16 protein-coding genes are annotated in these 15107 nt (G+C 47.7%); 10 read left to right on the top strand and 6 right to left on the bottom strand.

Going from position 1 to position 15107, the window contains the following annotated elements:
• Positions 1-187 precede the first annotated feature (187 nt).
• Both WH45_RS09885 and WH45_RS09880 read left to right on the top strand, forming a co-directional pair.
• Positions 188-1057 (top strand): HAD family hydrolase, encoded by an 870-nt coding sequence (locus WH45_RS09885; RefSeq protein WP_082096670.1) that lies wholly within the window; start codon positions 188-190, stop codon positions 1055-1057.
• A 174-nt stretch (positions 1058-1231) separates the two neighbouring features.
• Positions 1232-2584 carry a dihydrolipoyl dehydrogenase family protein gene (locus WH45_RS09880; RefSeq protein WP_046214194.1) on the top strand — a complete coding sequence of 451 codons (1353 nt, stop codon included), beginning with the start codon at positions 1232-1234 and terminating at the stop codon, positions 2582-2584.
• A gap of 86 nt (positions 2585-2670) precedes the next feature.
• Here WH45_RS09880 and WH45_RS09875 read toward each other — a convergent pair whose 3' ends face one another.
• Positions 2671-3048, bottom strand: coding sequence for a winged helix-turn-helix transcriptional regulator (locus WH45_RS09875; RefSeq protein WP_046214193.1), 378 nt, complete (start codon positions 3046-3048; stop codon positions 2671-2673).
• Between the two features lie 262 nt (positions 3049-3310).
• Between WH45_RS09875 and WH45_RS22825 the strand changes: the two genes are divergently transcribed.
• From WH45_RS22825 to WH45_RS09860, 3 genes are all read left to right on the top strand, one after another.
• Positions 3311-3511, top strand: a complete 201-nt coding sequence (locus WH45_RS22825; RefSeq protein WP_052723707.1) for a hypothetical protein — start codon at positions 3311-3313, stop codon at positions 3509-3511.
• 278 nt (positions 3512-3789) lie between these two features.
• Positions 3790-4530 carry an oxygen-insensitive NADPH nitroreductase gene (gene nfsA / locus WH45_RS09865; protein ID WP_046214192.1) on the top strand — a complete coding sequence of 247 codons (741 nt, stop codon included), beginning with the start codon at positions 3790-3792 and terminating at the stop codon, positions 4528-4530.
• Positions 4531-4653: 123 nt separating this feature from the next.
• Positions 4654-5004 (top strand): MmcQ/YjbR family DNA-binding protein, encoded by a 351-nt coding sequence (locus WH45_RS09860; protein WP_046214191.1) that lies wholly within the window; start codon positions 4654-4656, stop codon positions 5002-5004.
• A 145-nt stretch (positions 5005-5149) separates the two neighbouring features.
• Here the strand turns inward: WH45_RS09860 and WH45_RS09855 are convergent, their stop codons facing one another.
• A complete protein-coding gene (locus tag WH45_RS09855; protein WP_046214190.1) occupies positions 5150-6553 on the bottom strand; it encodes an MFS transporter in 1404 nt (467 codons plus the stop codon).
• Between the two features lie 113 nt (positions 6554-6666).
• Between WH45_RS09855 and WH45_RS09850 the strand changes: the two genes are divergently transcribed.
• Positions 6667-7587 (top strand): LysR family transcriptional regulator, encoded by a 921-nt coding sequence (locus WH45_RS09850; protein ID WP_046214189.1) that lies wholly within the window; start codon positions 6667-6669, stop codon positions 7585-7587.
• 96 nt (positions 7588-7683) lie between these two features.
• On the opposite strand, the gene WH45_RS09845 is transcribed toward WH45_RS09850, so the two are convergent.
• The 3 genes from WH45_RS09845 to WH45_RS09835 form a co-directional block, all read right to left on the bottom strand.
• Positions 7684-7989: a hypothetical protein gene (locus WH45_RS09845; protein ID WP_046214188.1), complete on the bottom strand. Its 306-nt coding sequence runs from the start codon at positions 7987-7989 to the stop codon at positions 7684-7686.
• 215 nt (positions 7990-8204) lie between these two features.
• Entirely contained in the window at positions 8205-8552 is a 348-nt protein-coding gene (locus WH45_RS09840; RefSeq protein WP_152663531.1) for a hypothetical protein, read from the bottom strand.
• Between the two features lie 74 nt (positions 8553-8626).
• Positions 8627-9820, bottom strand: a complete 1194-nt coding sequence (locus WH45_RS09835; protein ID WP_046214186.1) for a macrolide family glycosyltransferase — start codon at positions 9818-9820, stop codon at positions 8627-8629.
• 227 nt (positions 9821-10047) lie between these two features.
• Between WH45_RS09835 and WH45_RS09830 the strand changes: the two genes are divergently transcribed.
• Entirely contained in the window at positions 10048-10932 is an 885-nt protein-coding gene (locus tag WH45_RS09830; protein ID WP_152663530.1) for a DMT family transporter, read from the top strand.
• Positions 10933-10966: 34 nt separating this feature from the next.
• On the opposite strand, the gene WH45_RS09825 is transcribed toward WH45_RS09830, so the two are convergent.
• On the bottom strand, positions 10967-11512 hold the full coding sequence (locus WH45_RS09825; RefSeq protein ID WP_046214185.1) for a TetR/AcrR family transcriptional regulator: 546 nt from the start codon (positions 11510-11512) through the stop codon (positions 10967-10969).
• A 164-nt stretch (positions 11513-11676) separates the two neighbouring features.
• Between WH45_RS09825 and WH45_RS09820 the strand changes: the two genes are divergently transcribed.
• The 3 genes from WH45_RS09820 to WH45_RS09810 all read left to right on the top strand — a co-directional run bounded on the left by WH45_RS09820 (position 11677) and on the right by WH45_RS09810 (position 15083).
• Positions 11677-12057, top strand: a complete 381-nt coding sequence (locus WH45_RS09820) for a DUF2255 family protein (protein WP_046214184.1) — start codon at positions 11677-11679, stop codon at positions 12055-12057.
• A gap of 283 nt (positions 12058-12340) precedes the next feature.
• Positions 12341-12979, top strand: a complete 639-nt coding sequence (locus tag WH45_RS09815) for a sugar O-acetyltransferase (protein WP_046214183.1) — start codon at positions 12341-12343, stop codon at positions 12977-12979.
• Positions 12980-13403: 424 nt separating this feature from the next.
• Entirely contained in the window at positions 13404-15083 is a 1680-nt protein-coding gene (locus tag WH45_RS09810) for a glycoside hydrolase family 43 protein (protein ID WP_082096668.1), read from the top strand.
• Positions 15084-15107: the final 24 nt, after the last annotated feature.

Raw genomic sequence — 15107 nt, 5'->3', positions numbered from 1 at the left:
CGTCGAACGGAGCTGCTTTCACAATTTACGACTGAAATTACAAGAAGCTGCCAAGATTGAATCCGGCAGCTTTTTTGTCATATGCAGCGGATATTATTTGCTATTTGACATGTAACCCGTTTCAACGTTTAGAGTGAAAACAGAGCAAGCAGCTGCTCATTACATATATAGAGGAGTCTGATAACTGATGAACAATATAGCCCAAAAGATTGTCTTTATCGATATTGATGGTACTCTGGTCGATGACTATGGAGATGTTCCTGCATCGGCTCAGCTGGCATGCAGGCAGGCAAGAGAGAATGGTCATCTGCTGTTTCTCTGCACGGGTCGCTCCAAGGCGGAGATTTACGATTCAATCTGGGATATCGGCTTTGACGGGTTGATTGGTGCCGGGGGAGGATATGTGGAGATTGCAAATGAGGTGTTATATCATAAAAAAGTGCGGCCGGAAGATGTGCGTCATATGGTTGATTTTTTCAATCGTCATGGAATTCATTTTTATCTGGAATCCAATTCTGCGCTGTATGCCAGCGCTCATCTGAAAGCGCAATTGGAGACGCTGATTTACGGGGATATCGATCATGATCCAGAGGCAAGAGTGCGGATGGAGCAAGCACCGCACCCATTTATTGCCGGGCTGACCTACGGCGAGACCGACTTGTACAAGGATGATGTCAACAAAGTATGCTTTCTGGAAAGTTCAATTCCCTTCGAGCAGATCTGCGAGGAGTTCGCAGACCGGTTCGAAGTGATTCAATGTACGGTTCCGCTGTTTGGCCCGAATAGCGGAGAACTGATGATACCAGGCATCCACAAGGCGATTGCAATTGCTGATCTGCTGGAACATCTTCAGCTGCCACGAGAGCACACGATGGCGATCGGTGATGGTATGAATGATGCCGAGATGCTGGAGCACTGTGCTGTCGGCATAGCGATGGGTGATGCCAGACCCGGACTGCTGAAGATTGCCGATGATATTACCGATCCCCTGGAACAGGATGGACTGTACAACAGTTTTGTGAAATACGGTCTGATCACCGGCCCATCCGCAGTCTGATCTTCCTGATTTATCAGCGCTCCCTTATCTGTCATAAAACGTTCTTCCCATAAAAACTGTAGAATTCCCGGATTATTGGGTAATAATAAAAAGATAGCGCAAAATCATTTAAATTCTCAATTAATTACTCACTATTGATAATGGGTGAAGTCGACAGAAATCAGGAGGATCGATATGACAAAACAATTCGATGTGTTATTCATAGGCAGTGGACAGGGAGCGTGGAATGCGGCATTACCACTCAGTGCAGCCGGCAAGAAAGTAGGCATGATTGAGCGTGACAAGATTCTGGGTGTATGCACCAACTATGGCTGTAATCCCAAAATCATTCTCGATGGCCCGATCAAGGTAATGGAAGATGCAGAGCTGTTCGGTCCGGTCGGTCTGACAAGTCAATTCAAGCTGAACTGGCAGCAGCTGATGGATCATAAAAACAAAATTATCGGCCCCCTGCCGGTTATGATGGAGAAGAACCTGCAAAAAGCAGGCGTAGAGATCATCCGGGGCGAAGCGCAATTTGTCGATGCGAGCACGGTTGCGGTAAACAACGAGCACTACACCGCAGACCAAATCGTGATTGCAGCTGGGCACCGACCAGCTTCCTTAAACATACCGGGCGAACAATATATGAAGACCAGCAATGAATTCCTGTATTTGCCGGAACTGCCGGAGCGTATCGTCTTTATTGGTGCAGGTTACGTATCGATGGAACTTGCTTCGATCTCGGTGAAAACAGGTGCCGAAGTCCATGTCGTGCAGTCTTCGGATCATATACTGAATGGATTCCACCAACCCTACGCCAACAAGATGATCGACAAAATGAAGCAAGAAGGCATTCATTTCCATTTTAATGATCATGTGACCGGTGTGGAGCAGCAGGGCAGCGAACTGGCTGTCACGACCGAAAAGGGACTTCATCTGACAGCAGGACTGGTGATCAATGCAACCGGTCGTGTACCGAATGCGGATCAGCTGAATCTGGAAGCTGCCGGTGTAGAATACAACAAACACGGTATCGTAGTGAATGATCGTCTGCAGACCTCACAGCCGCATATTTACGCGACTGGTGATATTCTCGACAAAACGCAGCCGCGTCTCACACCAACAGCCGTATTTGAAGCCAAATATCTGGCAGGTTCACTGCTCGGCACGATTAACGCTCCAATTCAGTATCCTCCGATTGCGACGATTGCCTTTACCGTGCCGAGAATTGCCCAGATCGGCATCAGCATCGAGGAAGCGGAGCAATCTTCGGACTATAAGGTCAAACCGGTGGAGCTGGGCAAGCAGTGGGACTTTGCCGGACGCAATGATACCGAAGCTCATCTGACCCTGGTGTACGATCAGGAGAACAAATTGGTCGGAGCAGCTGCCTACAGCCAGGAGGCGCTGGAGATCATTAACAGCCTGACACCGGTCATTACGCTGGGACTGACAGCTGAAGATGCGGATAAGCTCATTTATGCATTCCCATCTTTTGAGACGATGATTCCGAGTTATCTGCATCAGGCAAATCAGGCCCAATAATCGAATCTATGATTACAACCAGAACTTTCTGTAATCAAAAAACAGACGCCTTTGCAGCGTCTGTTTTTTGCATGTTCATTTTATAATCAGGCTTGTTCGTTGGAAAGTTCCACTTGTTCCCCGAATTTCTTGCCGTACTCTTCCATCAGGTCAATAATAGGCAAAAGTTCTTTGCCTTTGGAGGTTAGGGAGTATTCAACACGCGGCGGAACTTCCGGATAGACCTGGCGATGGATCAGACCTTCGGCTTCAAGTTCCCGCAGCTGCTTGGTAAGAGACCCCTGCGAAATATTCCCGAGAAAAGCCTTAATTTCACTATAGCGACGCTCTGAAGGCTTCAAAAACCACAGGATAATATATTTCCAGCGCCCGGAAAGTATATTTTGCGTATAGGCAATGCCATATACTTCGCGTTGTTCCTCTATAAATTCTCTTTCAAATCCATCCTTGCACAGTCTGGCCATCTTTTCCTGCTTTCTGCCATAGGTACAAAAAAGTGTACTACAGCAATTTTTATTGCCTTCTTCAAAAAGAGAAGAATTGATTATATTCTAGTACATGTACCGAAGATACTCAACATAATAAGCCAATCGGCAAATCATAGAGGACAGGTCATGTTATTACCCTATCAGTCTCTATCAGGCATCTAATGCTGGATACAGACTGGAGTACATTTATTTATTTCAACAATTTACAGCGTTAATAATATGAAGAGGAGGATGAAACATGCACAGAAAATTACGGGCAGGTATTATCGGCGGGTCCATAAATAACGGCTGGGCCAGAGGAACTCATATTCCGGCCATCGAGCAGCTGGATGAACTGGAACTGACGGCTGTGGGAACAAGCAATATGGAGAGCGCACGCAAAAGTGCAGAGGTCTTCCAAGCTGCCCATGCGTTTGACCAAGTGGAAGAACTGGCCTAGCATCCTGATGTGGATCTGGTCGTCGTCAGCATTAACGCCAAGGAACACTATGAAGCGGTAAAAGCAGCCATTCCTGCCGGAACCACTGAAAAGCGATTCAGGATTGGTTCTGAATGTTGCCCAGGTGTACAGCAAGTTTACCGAAGATATCCGGAATGGAACTTCCCTGACTCCTGGGTTTGCAGAGGCGGTCCAGCTTCACCGGCTTCTGGATGCTATCGAAAAAGCAGCCCAAACCGGTGAACGCCAGTACCTATAAATATAAAAGGGAGATTTACATGAATACAACAATCGAATTACTTCATAACCACACATCTGTGCGTTCCTATACGAAAGAACCACTAACCGACCAACAGCGTGAGGCCATCTTCAAGGCAGCCCATCAGACTTCCTCGTTCAGTCTTTTACAGGCCGTCTCTATTATTCGGGTAACCGATCCTGCTTTGCGGAAAACAGTGATGCAGCTGTCCGCCGACCAGCCTTATATTGAAGAAGCGGCGGAGTTCTGGATTTTCTGTGCAGATTTTAACCGTAATCACCAGATTGCTCCGAATGTGGATCTGGATTATATCGAATATTTGTTAATAGCCACTTTTGATGCCGGTCTGATGGCTCAGAATGCTCTGACTGCTGCAGAATCGCTGGGACTGAGCGGCGTATATATCGGAGGCGTGAGACTGAATATCGAGGAACTGACCAAGCAGTTAAAACTGCCGGAATACGTGGTCCCTCTGGTAGGTCTGTGCATCGGTCATCCTGCCGGAGAGAAGCCTGGCCTCAAGCCGCGCCTGCCGCAATCGATGGTGATGTTTGATAATCAGTACCAGCCGCTGGATGAAGAGAAGCTGGAAGAATATGATCAGCAGATGCGTGAGTATTACGAAGGCCGGCCGGTGAAAGCACCGTTTACCGTGAAAAAAGTAAAAGGTTGGAAAGACCATATCGAAGATCATCTGGAGCGAAGCAAGCAGCCCTTTATGATGGACTATCTGAACAAGCAGGGATATGCCCGCAAATAAATGCAGCACCGATTACATTTTGTTCTATGCTCCGCTGTCCGGTTTCTTATTTGCCGGATCAGCGGAGTTTGCTGTATGCTGAAAGAAGAGATTGTACGGTAATGAGGCATACGGAGGCAGATGATGAACGAAGAAGAATTTATCGAATATTGCTTGTCCTATCCCGGGGTGTACAAGGATTATCCGTTTGATGAGACATGGACGGTTATGAGGCATACCGGCAACAAAAAGTCCTTTGCCCTGATTTTCCAGCGTCATGGTCACTTATGTGTCAATCTGAAGTGTGACCCGATCAAAGCCGACTTTTTGCGGACATTATATCCGGAAGTGCAGCCGGGGTATCATATGAACAAAGAGCACTGGAATACGGTGACTCTGGATGGGGAGATTCCGCGGGAAGAGATAGAGGATATGGTACAGCACAGCTATCAGCTGACCCAACCGAAGATTCGCAAAAAGAAGTCGGCGGAATAAGCTGGATATCGTGCTGTTGCTGCTCTGGCTGTCGTGAACCATCCTTTAACAAGCAGTATATCAGAAAGCAAAAATTTGGCAGTGGTAGCGGTAGCTACTGAAGAAAAAATACGTACAAAACAGACGGATCAAACATCATTTTTCCTTATGATGTTTGATCCGTCTCGTTGTATTGCTGCTGTCCCGCTTGCCAGCGCTGCCAGTTCATATAGACGAGGAGGAGTGCCATTACAGTAAGCATTCCCCCCAGTATGCGAAATCCGGCAAAGGTCAGTTGGCTTCCTGTCACCATGCTGATCAATAGCGAGGAGAGAATGGTGCCCAGATATCTGGATGTGCTGAACAGTCCGGAGGCTACCCCGATCATATCCCGGGGTGAACTCTGGAACAAAGCAGCCTGCATGCCGACATTATTCAATCCGTTGCTAACTCCGAATACAGCGAGAGCGAGACAGATACTAATGATCGATGAAGCCAGACCAAACGCAGCCAGCCATATCGATCCCAGTGTCATCAATAGGGCAGACGTGAGGAGAGTCGGTCCTGTACCTGATCGATCCACCCATCGTCCAGCCCAGGGAGAAATCAGCAGGGAGCACAGTCCCAGGCTCAGCATAAGAATTCCCGCATTGATTTCACTGATATGATGCACAACCTGCAGGTAGGAAGGCATTCCAAAAAAGACAGCATAATAAATAAGATTGATCAGTATAAATTCCACATTAACCCACGCCATCGCAGGATATCTGGCAAATGTGCGCAAAGGAATAAAGGGCGACGCTGTACGTAATTCGTGCCATACAAAAATCGCCAGCAGTACGATCCCCGCCATACTCATCCAAATAGGAGACCCCCAAAATGAACCTGATGATTTGGCAGACAATAAGCCAAGCAGCAGAGCGATCAGCCCCACTGTAAAAAGAAAAATGCCTACCGGGTCCATCCTGCGAATCCATTGACCCGACACATTGTTACTGACAGCAGAAGTGGAAGATTCGTCTACCGGAATCGTTCTCCAAGCCAATAGCAGACTCACCAGTACAACGGGGATATTGACCAGAAAAATGGCCTGCCAGTCCCACCAATACATCAGCAATCCCCCGATAAAAGGTCCGACCGCTGCCGCTCCGGACAGAAAGATGGATAATACCGATAGCGCAGCTGCCTGCTTCTCCGTAACATGGATACGCACGATAGCCATTCCTACAGCTACCATCATACTCGTTCCGATAGACTGTACGATGCGGAATACAATCAGCCAGCCAAAGCTTAACGATAACGGAGCACCCAGGGATACAATCAGGGAGACCAGCAACCCGGCCAGAAACAGGTTTCGGCGGCCGAACAGATCGCTCATTCTGCCCATGACAGGCTGGGCAACCGCACTCGCAATATAAAAGGAAAAGATAATCCAGGAGACTGCTGTAAAATCCAGCTGAAATGAATTCTGCAATTGCGGAATCGCTACCGAGATCATGGAAGAGTTCAGCGGATTTAGCATAATGCCCAATCCAACAGATATCATTAACCACCAGCTGCGTACGCTCATTATATTATTCCTCCTCAAATGTTCTATCCTTATCGTAAGCGAATAAAATGATTTACTCCAACGCATTTTATGCTATCATTTCATGTATCAGAAGGAATGAATGGAGGGGAGTCATGGAACTTCTTCAACTGCAGTATTTTATGACGGTAGCTCGATTGGAACATATGACAGAAGCAGCGCAGCAGCTGCATGTCACCCAATCTTCGCTCAGTAAAACGATACAGCGTCTGGAAGAGGATCTAGATGTTCCATTGTTTGACCGGACCGGCCGGAATTTGCGATTGAATGAGTCAGGACGCCGATTTCTTCGTCGTGCGGAAAAGGCATTATTTGAATTGGAGCAGGGAAGACAGGAGATCAGGGATTTGGCTCATATACAGCAGAGTACACTGGAGCTCGCGGTGACTACTGCCAGCACATTGCCGGGCATTCTGCAGGAATTCAGGAAAAAGAGACCGGAGATTCAGTTTCATGTACAAATGCTGGCTACCGAGGATATGGTTACACTTTTGCAGCGAGGAGAAGTGGATCTTTGTCTCTCGTCTCCGCCGATACATGGAGAGGATATCGAGTGTCAGATTGTCTACAATGATCCTATCCTGCTTGCTGTTCCAGAAGGCCATCATTTCTCTGATCGGCAGAGTATCTCGCTTGAAGAACTGGAGGACGAGTGGTTTGTCGGCGTCAAGCAGGGCTACGGAACCCGCGATCTGGTCGATGCCGCCTGTTATGATGCCGGATTTACACCCCGGTATGTGTATGAGGGAGATGAGCCGGCGAGAATGAGTACGCTGGTAGAGACCGGAATAGGGATTGCTTTCATGCCGGGTACAGCGAGGAACCCGCGGGAACGTATCCGGTATATCCCCTTGGAGCAGCATGAACTTGTACGGCAAATTGCTTTGCTGTGGAACCGGAACCGATATGCTTCACAGGCAGTTTTGGAGTTCCGTCAGATCGTGATGGATTATTTTGGGACATTGAAAGTACCACCCTGTACAATAACACGCAAAAAAGCGGACAATACTCCTTAAAAGGAAATTGTCCGCTTTTTCATTTTGTCTATTTCAGATGCGATACACAGCATCAATATGTCGCCATTCGGACTGGGCAAAGCAGGATCGCCACGACTATTCTACCCAGAGGGCTGCATATACAAAGCCGACGATTAAAACTACAGGTGTAACAATTGCCAGGATATACGCCCAGCGGATGAAGGGGATACTCAGATACTCTTTGATCATTTCCCAGTCGCTTTTTATGTAATGTTCATCAGTGAGGCTGCTCGTTGGACCGATTGACGGATCAGTTGGCAGATCGTTTTGCAGATCAGTTACTATTTTGCTCAGAATGATTTTTTGCTCGGATGCATTTCTTTTGCTTAACTCTTCGTTCAGTGCTTCTTTTAGTATAGATACGTCGTTATAAGAGTTCAATCTGTTCACCTCCTTGATTGGCGGATGTATGGCATGTTATTTATAATAACATTATTGAAAATATTCCCAATAGTCCCGGAGTCTTTTTTTTAAAACATACAGGGATCTGTAGTCCGGCACTTCTGGACTACAAACAGACTAGAGAAAAAGAAAGAAGCCGTGAATATACTCACGGCTTCTTTGCTAATTATCCAGTTATCTAATTGGTTAATGGGCTAGTTGTCGAGGGTGGCGTCCAGCGTAGTCAGCTCAAAAATTTCATACAGATGATCATTGACCTGCCTGTTCCAAAGCTCCACTTTATTCCCTACCCGAATCTCTCCAATATGAGACTCTTTTCGAAGCCGGGTAAAGGTAATGGATGGGTCTTCCTCCACTCCTATCGGCATAAGCTCATTAATATAAAATGAAGTTCGCTTTGTAACGACAAATGCTTTGCCATCTGTAAAAGTGATAAGGTATTTGATCCGGGTTCCATCAATACTGTTATCCCTTTTCTCTATGCTGCGGATGACGCCTGTATAGTAGGACTGCAGCGGAGATGGATGTGTATCGGTCCTCACTATCCAGATGCCTGCAAAAAGAAGAAGCACAATCAGTACAATAAGCCACACAATCCAATTTTTATAAAGTAATCTCACTTCGCTCCCGTTCTTTGCAGCAGATAGGCATCGATACGGCGAAGTGCTTCCTCGGTACCGCCGCACTGCTCAAAGCTTTGATTGATCTTGTGTACGCCTTCCTTGTAGGACGGATTGGACAGCACTTCCTGCACCGCTTCGCGCAGCGACTGCACATGAATCTGATCTTTGGTGATGCGGTAGCCGGCCTGCAGTTCGGTCAGGCGCTGGGCGACCATCGGCTGGTCTTTGTCCTGAGGCAGTACAACCAGAGGCACGTTAAAGTGAATGCCTTCATTGACGCTGTTCATACCGCCATGGGTGATGAATACGTCGGCATGACGCAGCACTTCCAGCTGCGGAACATACGGGGAGATGATAAAGTTGTCAGGTGCCGGATTAATTTTGGCAAGATCCGCCTTCTCACCGGCGGCAATAACCACGATCCCGTCGAAATCGCTAAAAGCTTCGATACAAGTATTGAAGAACTCTTCAATATGATCAAGCACCGTACCCATCGAAATATAGAGTACCCGCTGACCTTGCAGCTTTTCCAAAGGAAACGAGCCGGATCCTTTGCGCTCCGGAAAGCTCGGGCCAATAAAAAGATTCTTTTCCTCAAACTGCTCTCCATTCGGCTGGAAGTACTTGCTGGTATATACAATATTCAGCGCACCACTATTGTTCATAAACTGAATCATTTCCTTTGGCGCAACGCCGTATTTTTCTTTCATCAGGGACAGGGATTCGGCAACAAATTCATCCGGTGGAGCAGGCGACTCTGCACTGGGACGGAACAGATTGGTCGCCATATGCTGATTGGAGATCGGGAAGGACGGGGAGGAGGAGATGCCCGGAATATTCAGCATATCCCTTACCAGCTCACCTGCGCCAAATCGGTCGTACAGCACGAGATCAAAGGCAATGGTAGCGGATAGCTGCCGGACGAGCTCCAGAATGTCCAGGGAAGTGCGAATATGGATTTTCATAAATTCATTAATGCTTTCCCGGTTCCCTGTATCGATGGAAGCGGTTCGGACCAGATCCGGGTGCAGATGCACGGTAGCGCCTACAGCTTCGATTCTTTCCTTGTATTTCTCAGTCGTGACGTAATGCACTTCATCTCCACGCGATGCAAAGGCTTCTGTAATCCCCAGCGTAGGGTTCACATGTCCTTCTGCAGGAAAATTAACGATTAAAATACGCAGCATCTGGTATCACTCCTATTTATATTTGGGATGAATCTTTGGGGAACCAACTCCTTCATAATACCAATAATAACTATTTATGCAAAACTTGAGCAAAATTAAAGCGGTAATCAAAGAGGCTACCCTAATGAAGAAGCAAGATAGCAAAAGACGGCATCCTTTTCCTTTCATATAATGAAGATACCGTGTTACAGTATGATTTCATATAACTATAGAGGGGGAGGATAGTTTTGAAAACGAAAGACGCAGGTATGCTGATACTGCTCGCCGCTCTATGGGGAGCATCCTTTTTGTTTATGAGAGTAGCAGTGCCCGAGCTTGGCCCTATCGTGCTCATCGATTTGCGGGTGTTGATTGCAGCAGCCGGGCTGCTGCTCTACACGCTGGCGCTGCGCAGACGGCCGCATATCCGGCACAAGTGGAGACAATACCTGGTGCTTGGTGCCTGCAATGCGGCTATCCCGTTTTGCTTTATTGCAGCTGCGGAGATGAGCATGAACGCCTCGCTGGCGGCTATTCTTAATTCGATGACGCCGCTGTTTACCGCAGTCATCTCCTACATATGGGTCAAAGAAGCCTTTACCTGGAGGAAGTCAATGGGTCTGCTGCTCGGAATGACTGGCGTTATCGTACTCGTTGGCTGGAATGCACAGGCTGGAGGTACGAGTCTGGTAGGCCCGGTGCTGCTGTCGCTGGCGGCTGCAGTATTTTATGGAATCGGCGGTATCTATTCGGCCAGAGCGTTCCAGGGCGAGCAGCCACTTGACCTGGCGATCGGACAGCAGCTGGCCGCAGGTCTTTTACTGCTTCCCGTCGCTTTGTTCTTCCTGCCTGCGCACCTGCCGGGTATATCGGCTATCAGCTCGGTGCTTATGCTTGCTCTGCTATCGACAGCGTTTGCCTATCTGCTGTATTTCCGGTTGATTATCAATGTAGGGGCGGTCAAGACAGTGAGTGTCACTTTTCTGGTACCGGTATTTGGAGTTGTGTGGGGTTGGCTGTTCCTGGATGAGCCACTGTCGACAGGTACGATGCTCGGACTGATGATTATTTTGCTCGGTGTTGGTCTTGTGACAGGTATCCGTCTGGGATGGCGGCGCAAACAGGCCGCCTGATGGTTCAGTAGTCTATTATTTTCATTTATCCATTCTAGAAATTCCGATCCAGCAGGATGCCGGTTTGTTCCGCAATCACACGCGGAGGGACTGGCATTCCATTTTTAAACCACCATTCTACTGTTCCCACTACAGCCGAACCCATAAATTGCAGTACAACTTCGTCTCCCAGCCCCTGATTGGTTCCCTTGGTCGTATCCACTTCTACCCTGTATTCTTCAACGACCAGATCGAGAAACCGACTGCGAAAGTGAGCGGCACTCTTCGTATTCAGCATCGTCGAAAAAAACAGATGATGCTCGGCAAAATACTCAAACCAGACATAATTGCCTTCCTGAAAAGTCATTTCCGATGCATTATGGCACAGTTCGCGCAGATTATTAATATGTTCTTCAATAATTTTATCTAGCAAATCATACTTATCCAGATAATGAAGATAAATGGTTCCCCGGTTCACATTGGCACGCTCCGAAATGTCCCGGATTGTAATGGAATCGAAGTTTTTCTCGGTCATCAGTTCAAGAATCGCTTTTTTGATGGCTTCCCGGGATTTGATGACGCGTCGGTCGATTTTATTCATTATGGAGATCACCCTTCTGAAATAATTAACAATTCTGCTGATTGTGTTCAGTACTCCACATCTAACAGCAGATTGTCCATTGCAAGCATGATGTTTCTGTTTAAAATTATAAACACAGGTTGATTAAACAATCAATGTTCATTTTGTTAAAGGAGGATCATCATATGAGTACATGGACCAAGGAAGAACTGCAGCAGATCGCCGGAGCGGATGATCTGCATATCTCACCATTTCGTGAAGACGGGAAGACATACGGCACCCCTACATGGATCTGGTCGGTCGTTGTGGACGATGCTCTCTACGTGCGAGCCTATAACGGTCAGAATTCGCGCTGGTATCAGGCAGCGCAGCGGCAGAAGGCAGGACGCATCACCGTAGCCGGCATGACCCGGGAAGTTACTTTCGAATTCGTCGAGGGACCGATCCATGAACAGATCGATCAAGCCTATCGGACCAAATACCAGGGCAGTCCCTACAAAGACTCCATGGTTAGCGAACGGGCACGCGCAGCGACCGTCCGGATCGTGGCAGATGTTAAGGGATAATATACAATTTCCGTATGAGAATATCCTCATTCTCCTATCGGTTCATAACAAACAAAGCGAAGAGCGATCCTCCATGGAGCCGCTCTTCGTTTTGTTGCCTGGACCTGTATGCATACGCTGAAAAGGATGACCTGCTTATAGGATAATGGACGACGATCCACTACAATAAAGGAAGCAGTACCGGCTGCTTGCTGTACATCATCTAAACGATCCCAGCTGTCCATCAGATGGAGTCCAAACTCGCAGACAGGGGCCAATTCACACACGACAGGGAGAGGTAAGCATGACAGAAGAAGAGCGGATCTTTAACGGACTATTGTTTAACCCGGGCCATCCCGATCTGAGAAAGATCAAAGCCAAAGCACACCGGCTTAGCCAGCAGTACAGCGATACGTACGAAGATCAGGTCGAAGAACGGGAAAACATACTTCAGCAGCTGCTTGGCGCCAGAGGCGAGAAATGCTTTTTGCAGGGACCGATTTTCTTCCACTATGGGACTCACACCGAGATTGGCAGTCATTTTTTTGCCAATTACAATCTTACGGTTCAGGATGACGCCAGAGTGAGTATTGGCAGTTATACGAGCTTTGGCCCAAATGTGACTATTGTGACGCCTGTGCATCCATTTATCGCCTCGGAACGACGGCAGATGATTGACCAGCATGGACAAGCCAACTCATTATGTTATGCCAAACCGGTAACGATCGGTAATGATGTATGGCTGTCTGCTAATGTCACTGTTTGTGGAGGCGTTACCATTGGTGATGGATGCGTTATTGGGGCAGGCAGTGTCGTCACCCAGGACATTCCGTCTAACTCCTTTGCAGCAGGTGTACCGTGCCGGGTCATTCGCAGCATCACCGCATCCGACAGCATGCAGTTCAAGCCCGAGGTTCTGGCAGATTGCCGGATCAAGGAGTAGGGAAACTGCTGTTATTATTTGATACAGCTGTGTATGCTTCTCTTATCATGAATGTCTCTCGCTATTAAAATAAATAAAAAATGGCCCGAGCCAACCGAGAAAACTCCTTCTGTTGTGTACCTTCTACAGAGGGAGTTTCCATATATTTATAATCATCCTGTAAAAGCAGCTACTTTTCTTTTTGTACAGATGAATGGGAGGATGGAAGCCAGGTCGCTTATTTGATATGTCATCATGTTGTTATATCAGAGGGAGCATGATATCATTTTTCTGAGCCAAATAAAACCATTATTTTCAATTAAATTACATATTTATGCTCACCTTTGGTGAGGTATGGCATGGTATCAGGCACTCTTCTTTATTGAAGAATGCTTTTATACAATTCTATTTGTAAGCGTTACCAAAATGAAACGGAGGTTAACTGATGATTCGAAAATGTCTGGCTGTACTTTTTGCTTGTGCTTTATTATTCACTGCTTTTCCCCAATACCATGTGGAAGCGGCGAACCGACCCCTGGCCAAACTGCCGGGGAATGCCAATCCGCTCATGGATCATAAGCTGGGCGCCGATCCATACTCGCTGGTCTACAATGGCAGAGTATATGTGTATATGTCCAGTGATACGTATGTATATAATGCTGACGGATCGATCAAGGACAATGACTTCAGTGCACTGGATCGCATTCAGGTAATATCTTCTGCAGACATGGTGAACTGGACCGATCATGGAACCATACCTGTCGCAGGCGCCAATAACAAAAATAACGGCAGAGGCATCGCCAAATGGGCTTCGAATTCCTGGGCCCCTGCAGTAGCGTACAAAAAAATAAATGGCAAGGACAAATTCTTCCTGTACTTCGCCAATGGAGGAGCCGGTATTGGCGTGCTGACAGCCGATACACCTGTGGGTCCCTGGACCGATCCGATGGGTAGAGCGCTGCTGACCCATAATACACCGGGAATGGCGGGTGTCACCTGGCTGTTCGATCCGGCTGTACTGGTAAATGACGATGGCAGCGGATATCTGTACGTCGGTGGCGGTATCCCCAATGAATCCGATCCGGCTTCCATCGCCAATCCGAAAACGGCCAGAGTCGTACGGCTGGGAGCCGATATGATCAGCACTACCGGCAATGCCCAGACAATAGATGCTCCGTATCTGTTCGAAGATTCCGGCATTCACAAATATAACGGCAAATATTACTACTCGTACTGCATCAATTTTGCCGGTACCCATCCTGCCCAGTATCCAGCCGGTGAAATCGGATATATGGTCAGCGACAATCCGATGGGACCATTTACGTACAAAGGACATTTCCTGAAAAATCCGTATTCATTCTTCGGAGTGGGCGGTAACAACCATCATGCCGTATTTAATTTCAAAAATGAATGGTATGTCGTCTACCATGCCCAGACTGTCAGCAAGGCTCAGATCGGAGCCGGCAAAGGATATCGCTCCCCGCATATCAACAAGCTGGTGCACAATGGAGATGGCAGCATCGCCGAAGTACAGGCTAATATGACTGGTGTAGGCCAGCTCGCCAACCTGAACCCGTATACACGCGTAGAAGCGGAGACGATTGGTTGGCAGGCAGGTATCTCCACCGAGCCGTCACAGGCGGGCGGAGGACCCATCAGCAATATGAATGTAACCAATATCAATAACGGTGACTGGATCGCAGTCGGCAAAGCGGATATGGGCTGGTCGGGTGCCAGAGCATTCAAAGCGACTGTAGCTTCGAACACAGGCGGTACGATCGAAGTCCGCCTGGATAGTGCAACCGGTCCGCTGGTCGGCACTCTGCAGGTTCCTTCCACAGGAGGCATGCAAAACTGGCGAGAAGTGCAGACAACTATTCGCAATGCGACCGGTGTTCATAACCTGTACCTCGTATTCACCGGAGGCAGCGGCAATCTGTTCAATCTGGATGCCTGGCAGCTTGTACCCAATGCCGGCATTACCGAACTGGATGCAGGCCAAGAAGGGCAACAAGATGAACAAGTACAAACAGACGAACAAGAACAGCTTCCAAACGAACCGACCGAATCCGCTGCGAATGCAGCAGATATAAATGAACTTAGTGAACATACGGCTGACGAATAAGACAGAAATGATTAAAAAAACAAA

This window comes from Paenibacillus wulumuqiensis (assembly GCF_000971965.1).
Lineage (GTDB): Bacteria > Bacillota > Bacilli > Paenibacillales > Paenibacillaceae > Saccharibacillus > Saccharibacillus wulumuqiensis.
The sequence above is the reverse complement of the archived record's forward strand: the minus strand, read 5'-3'. Positions and strand labels throughout refer to the sequence as shown.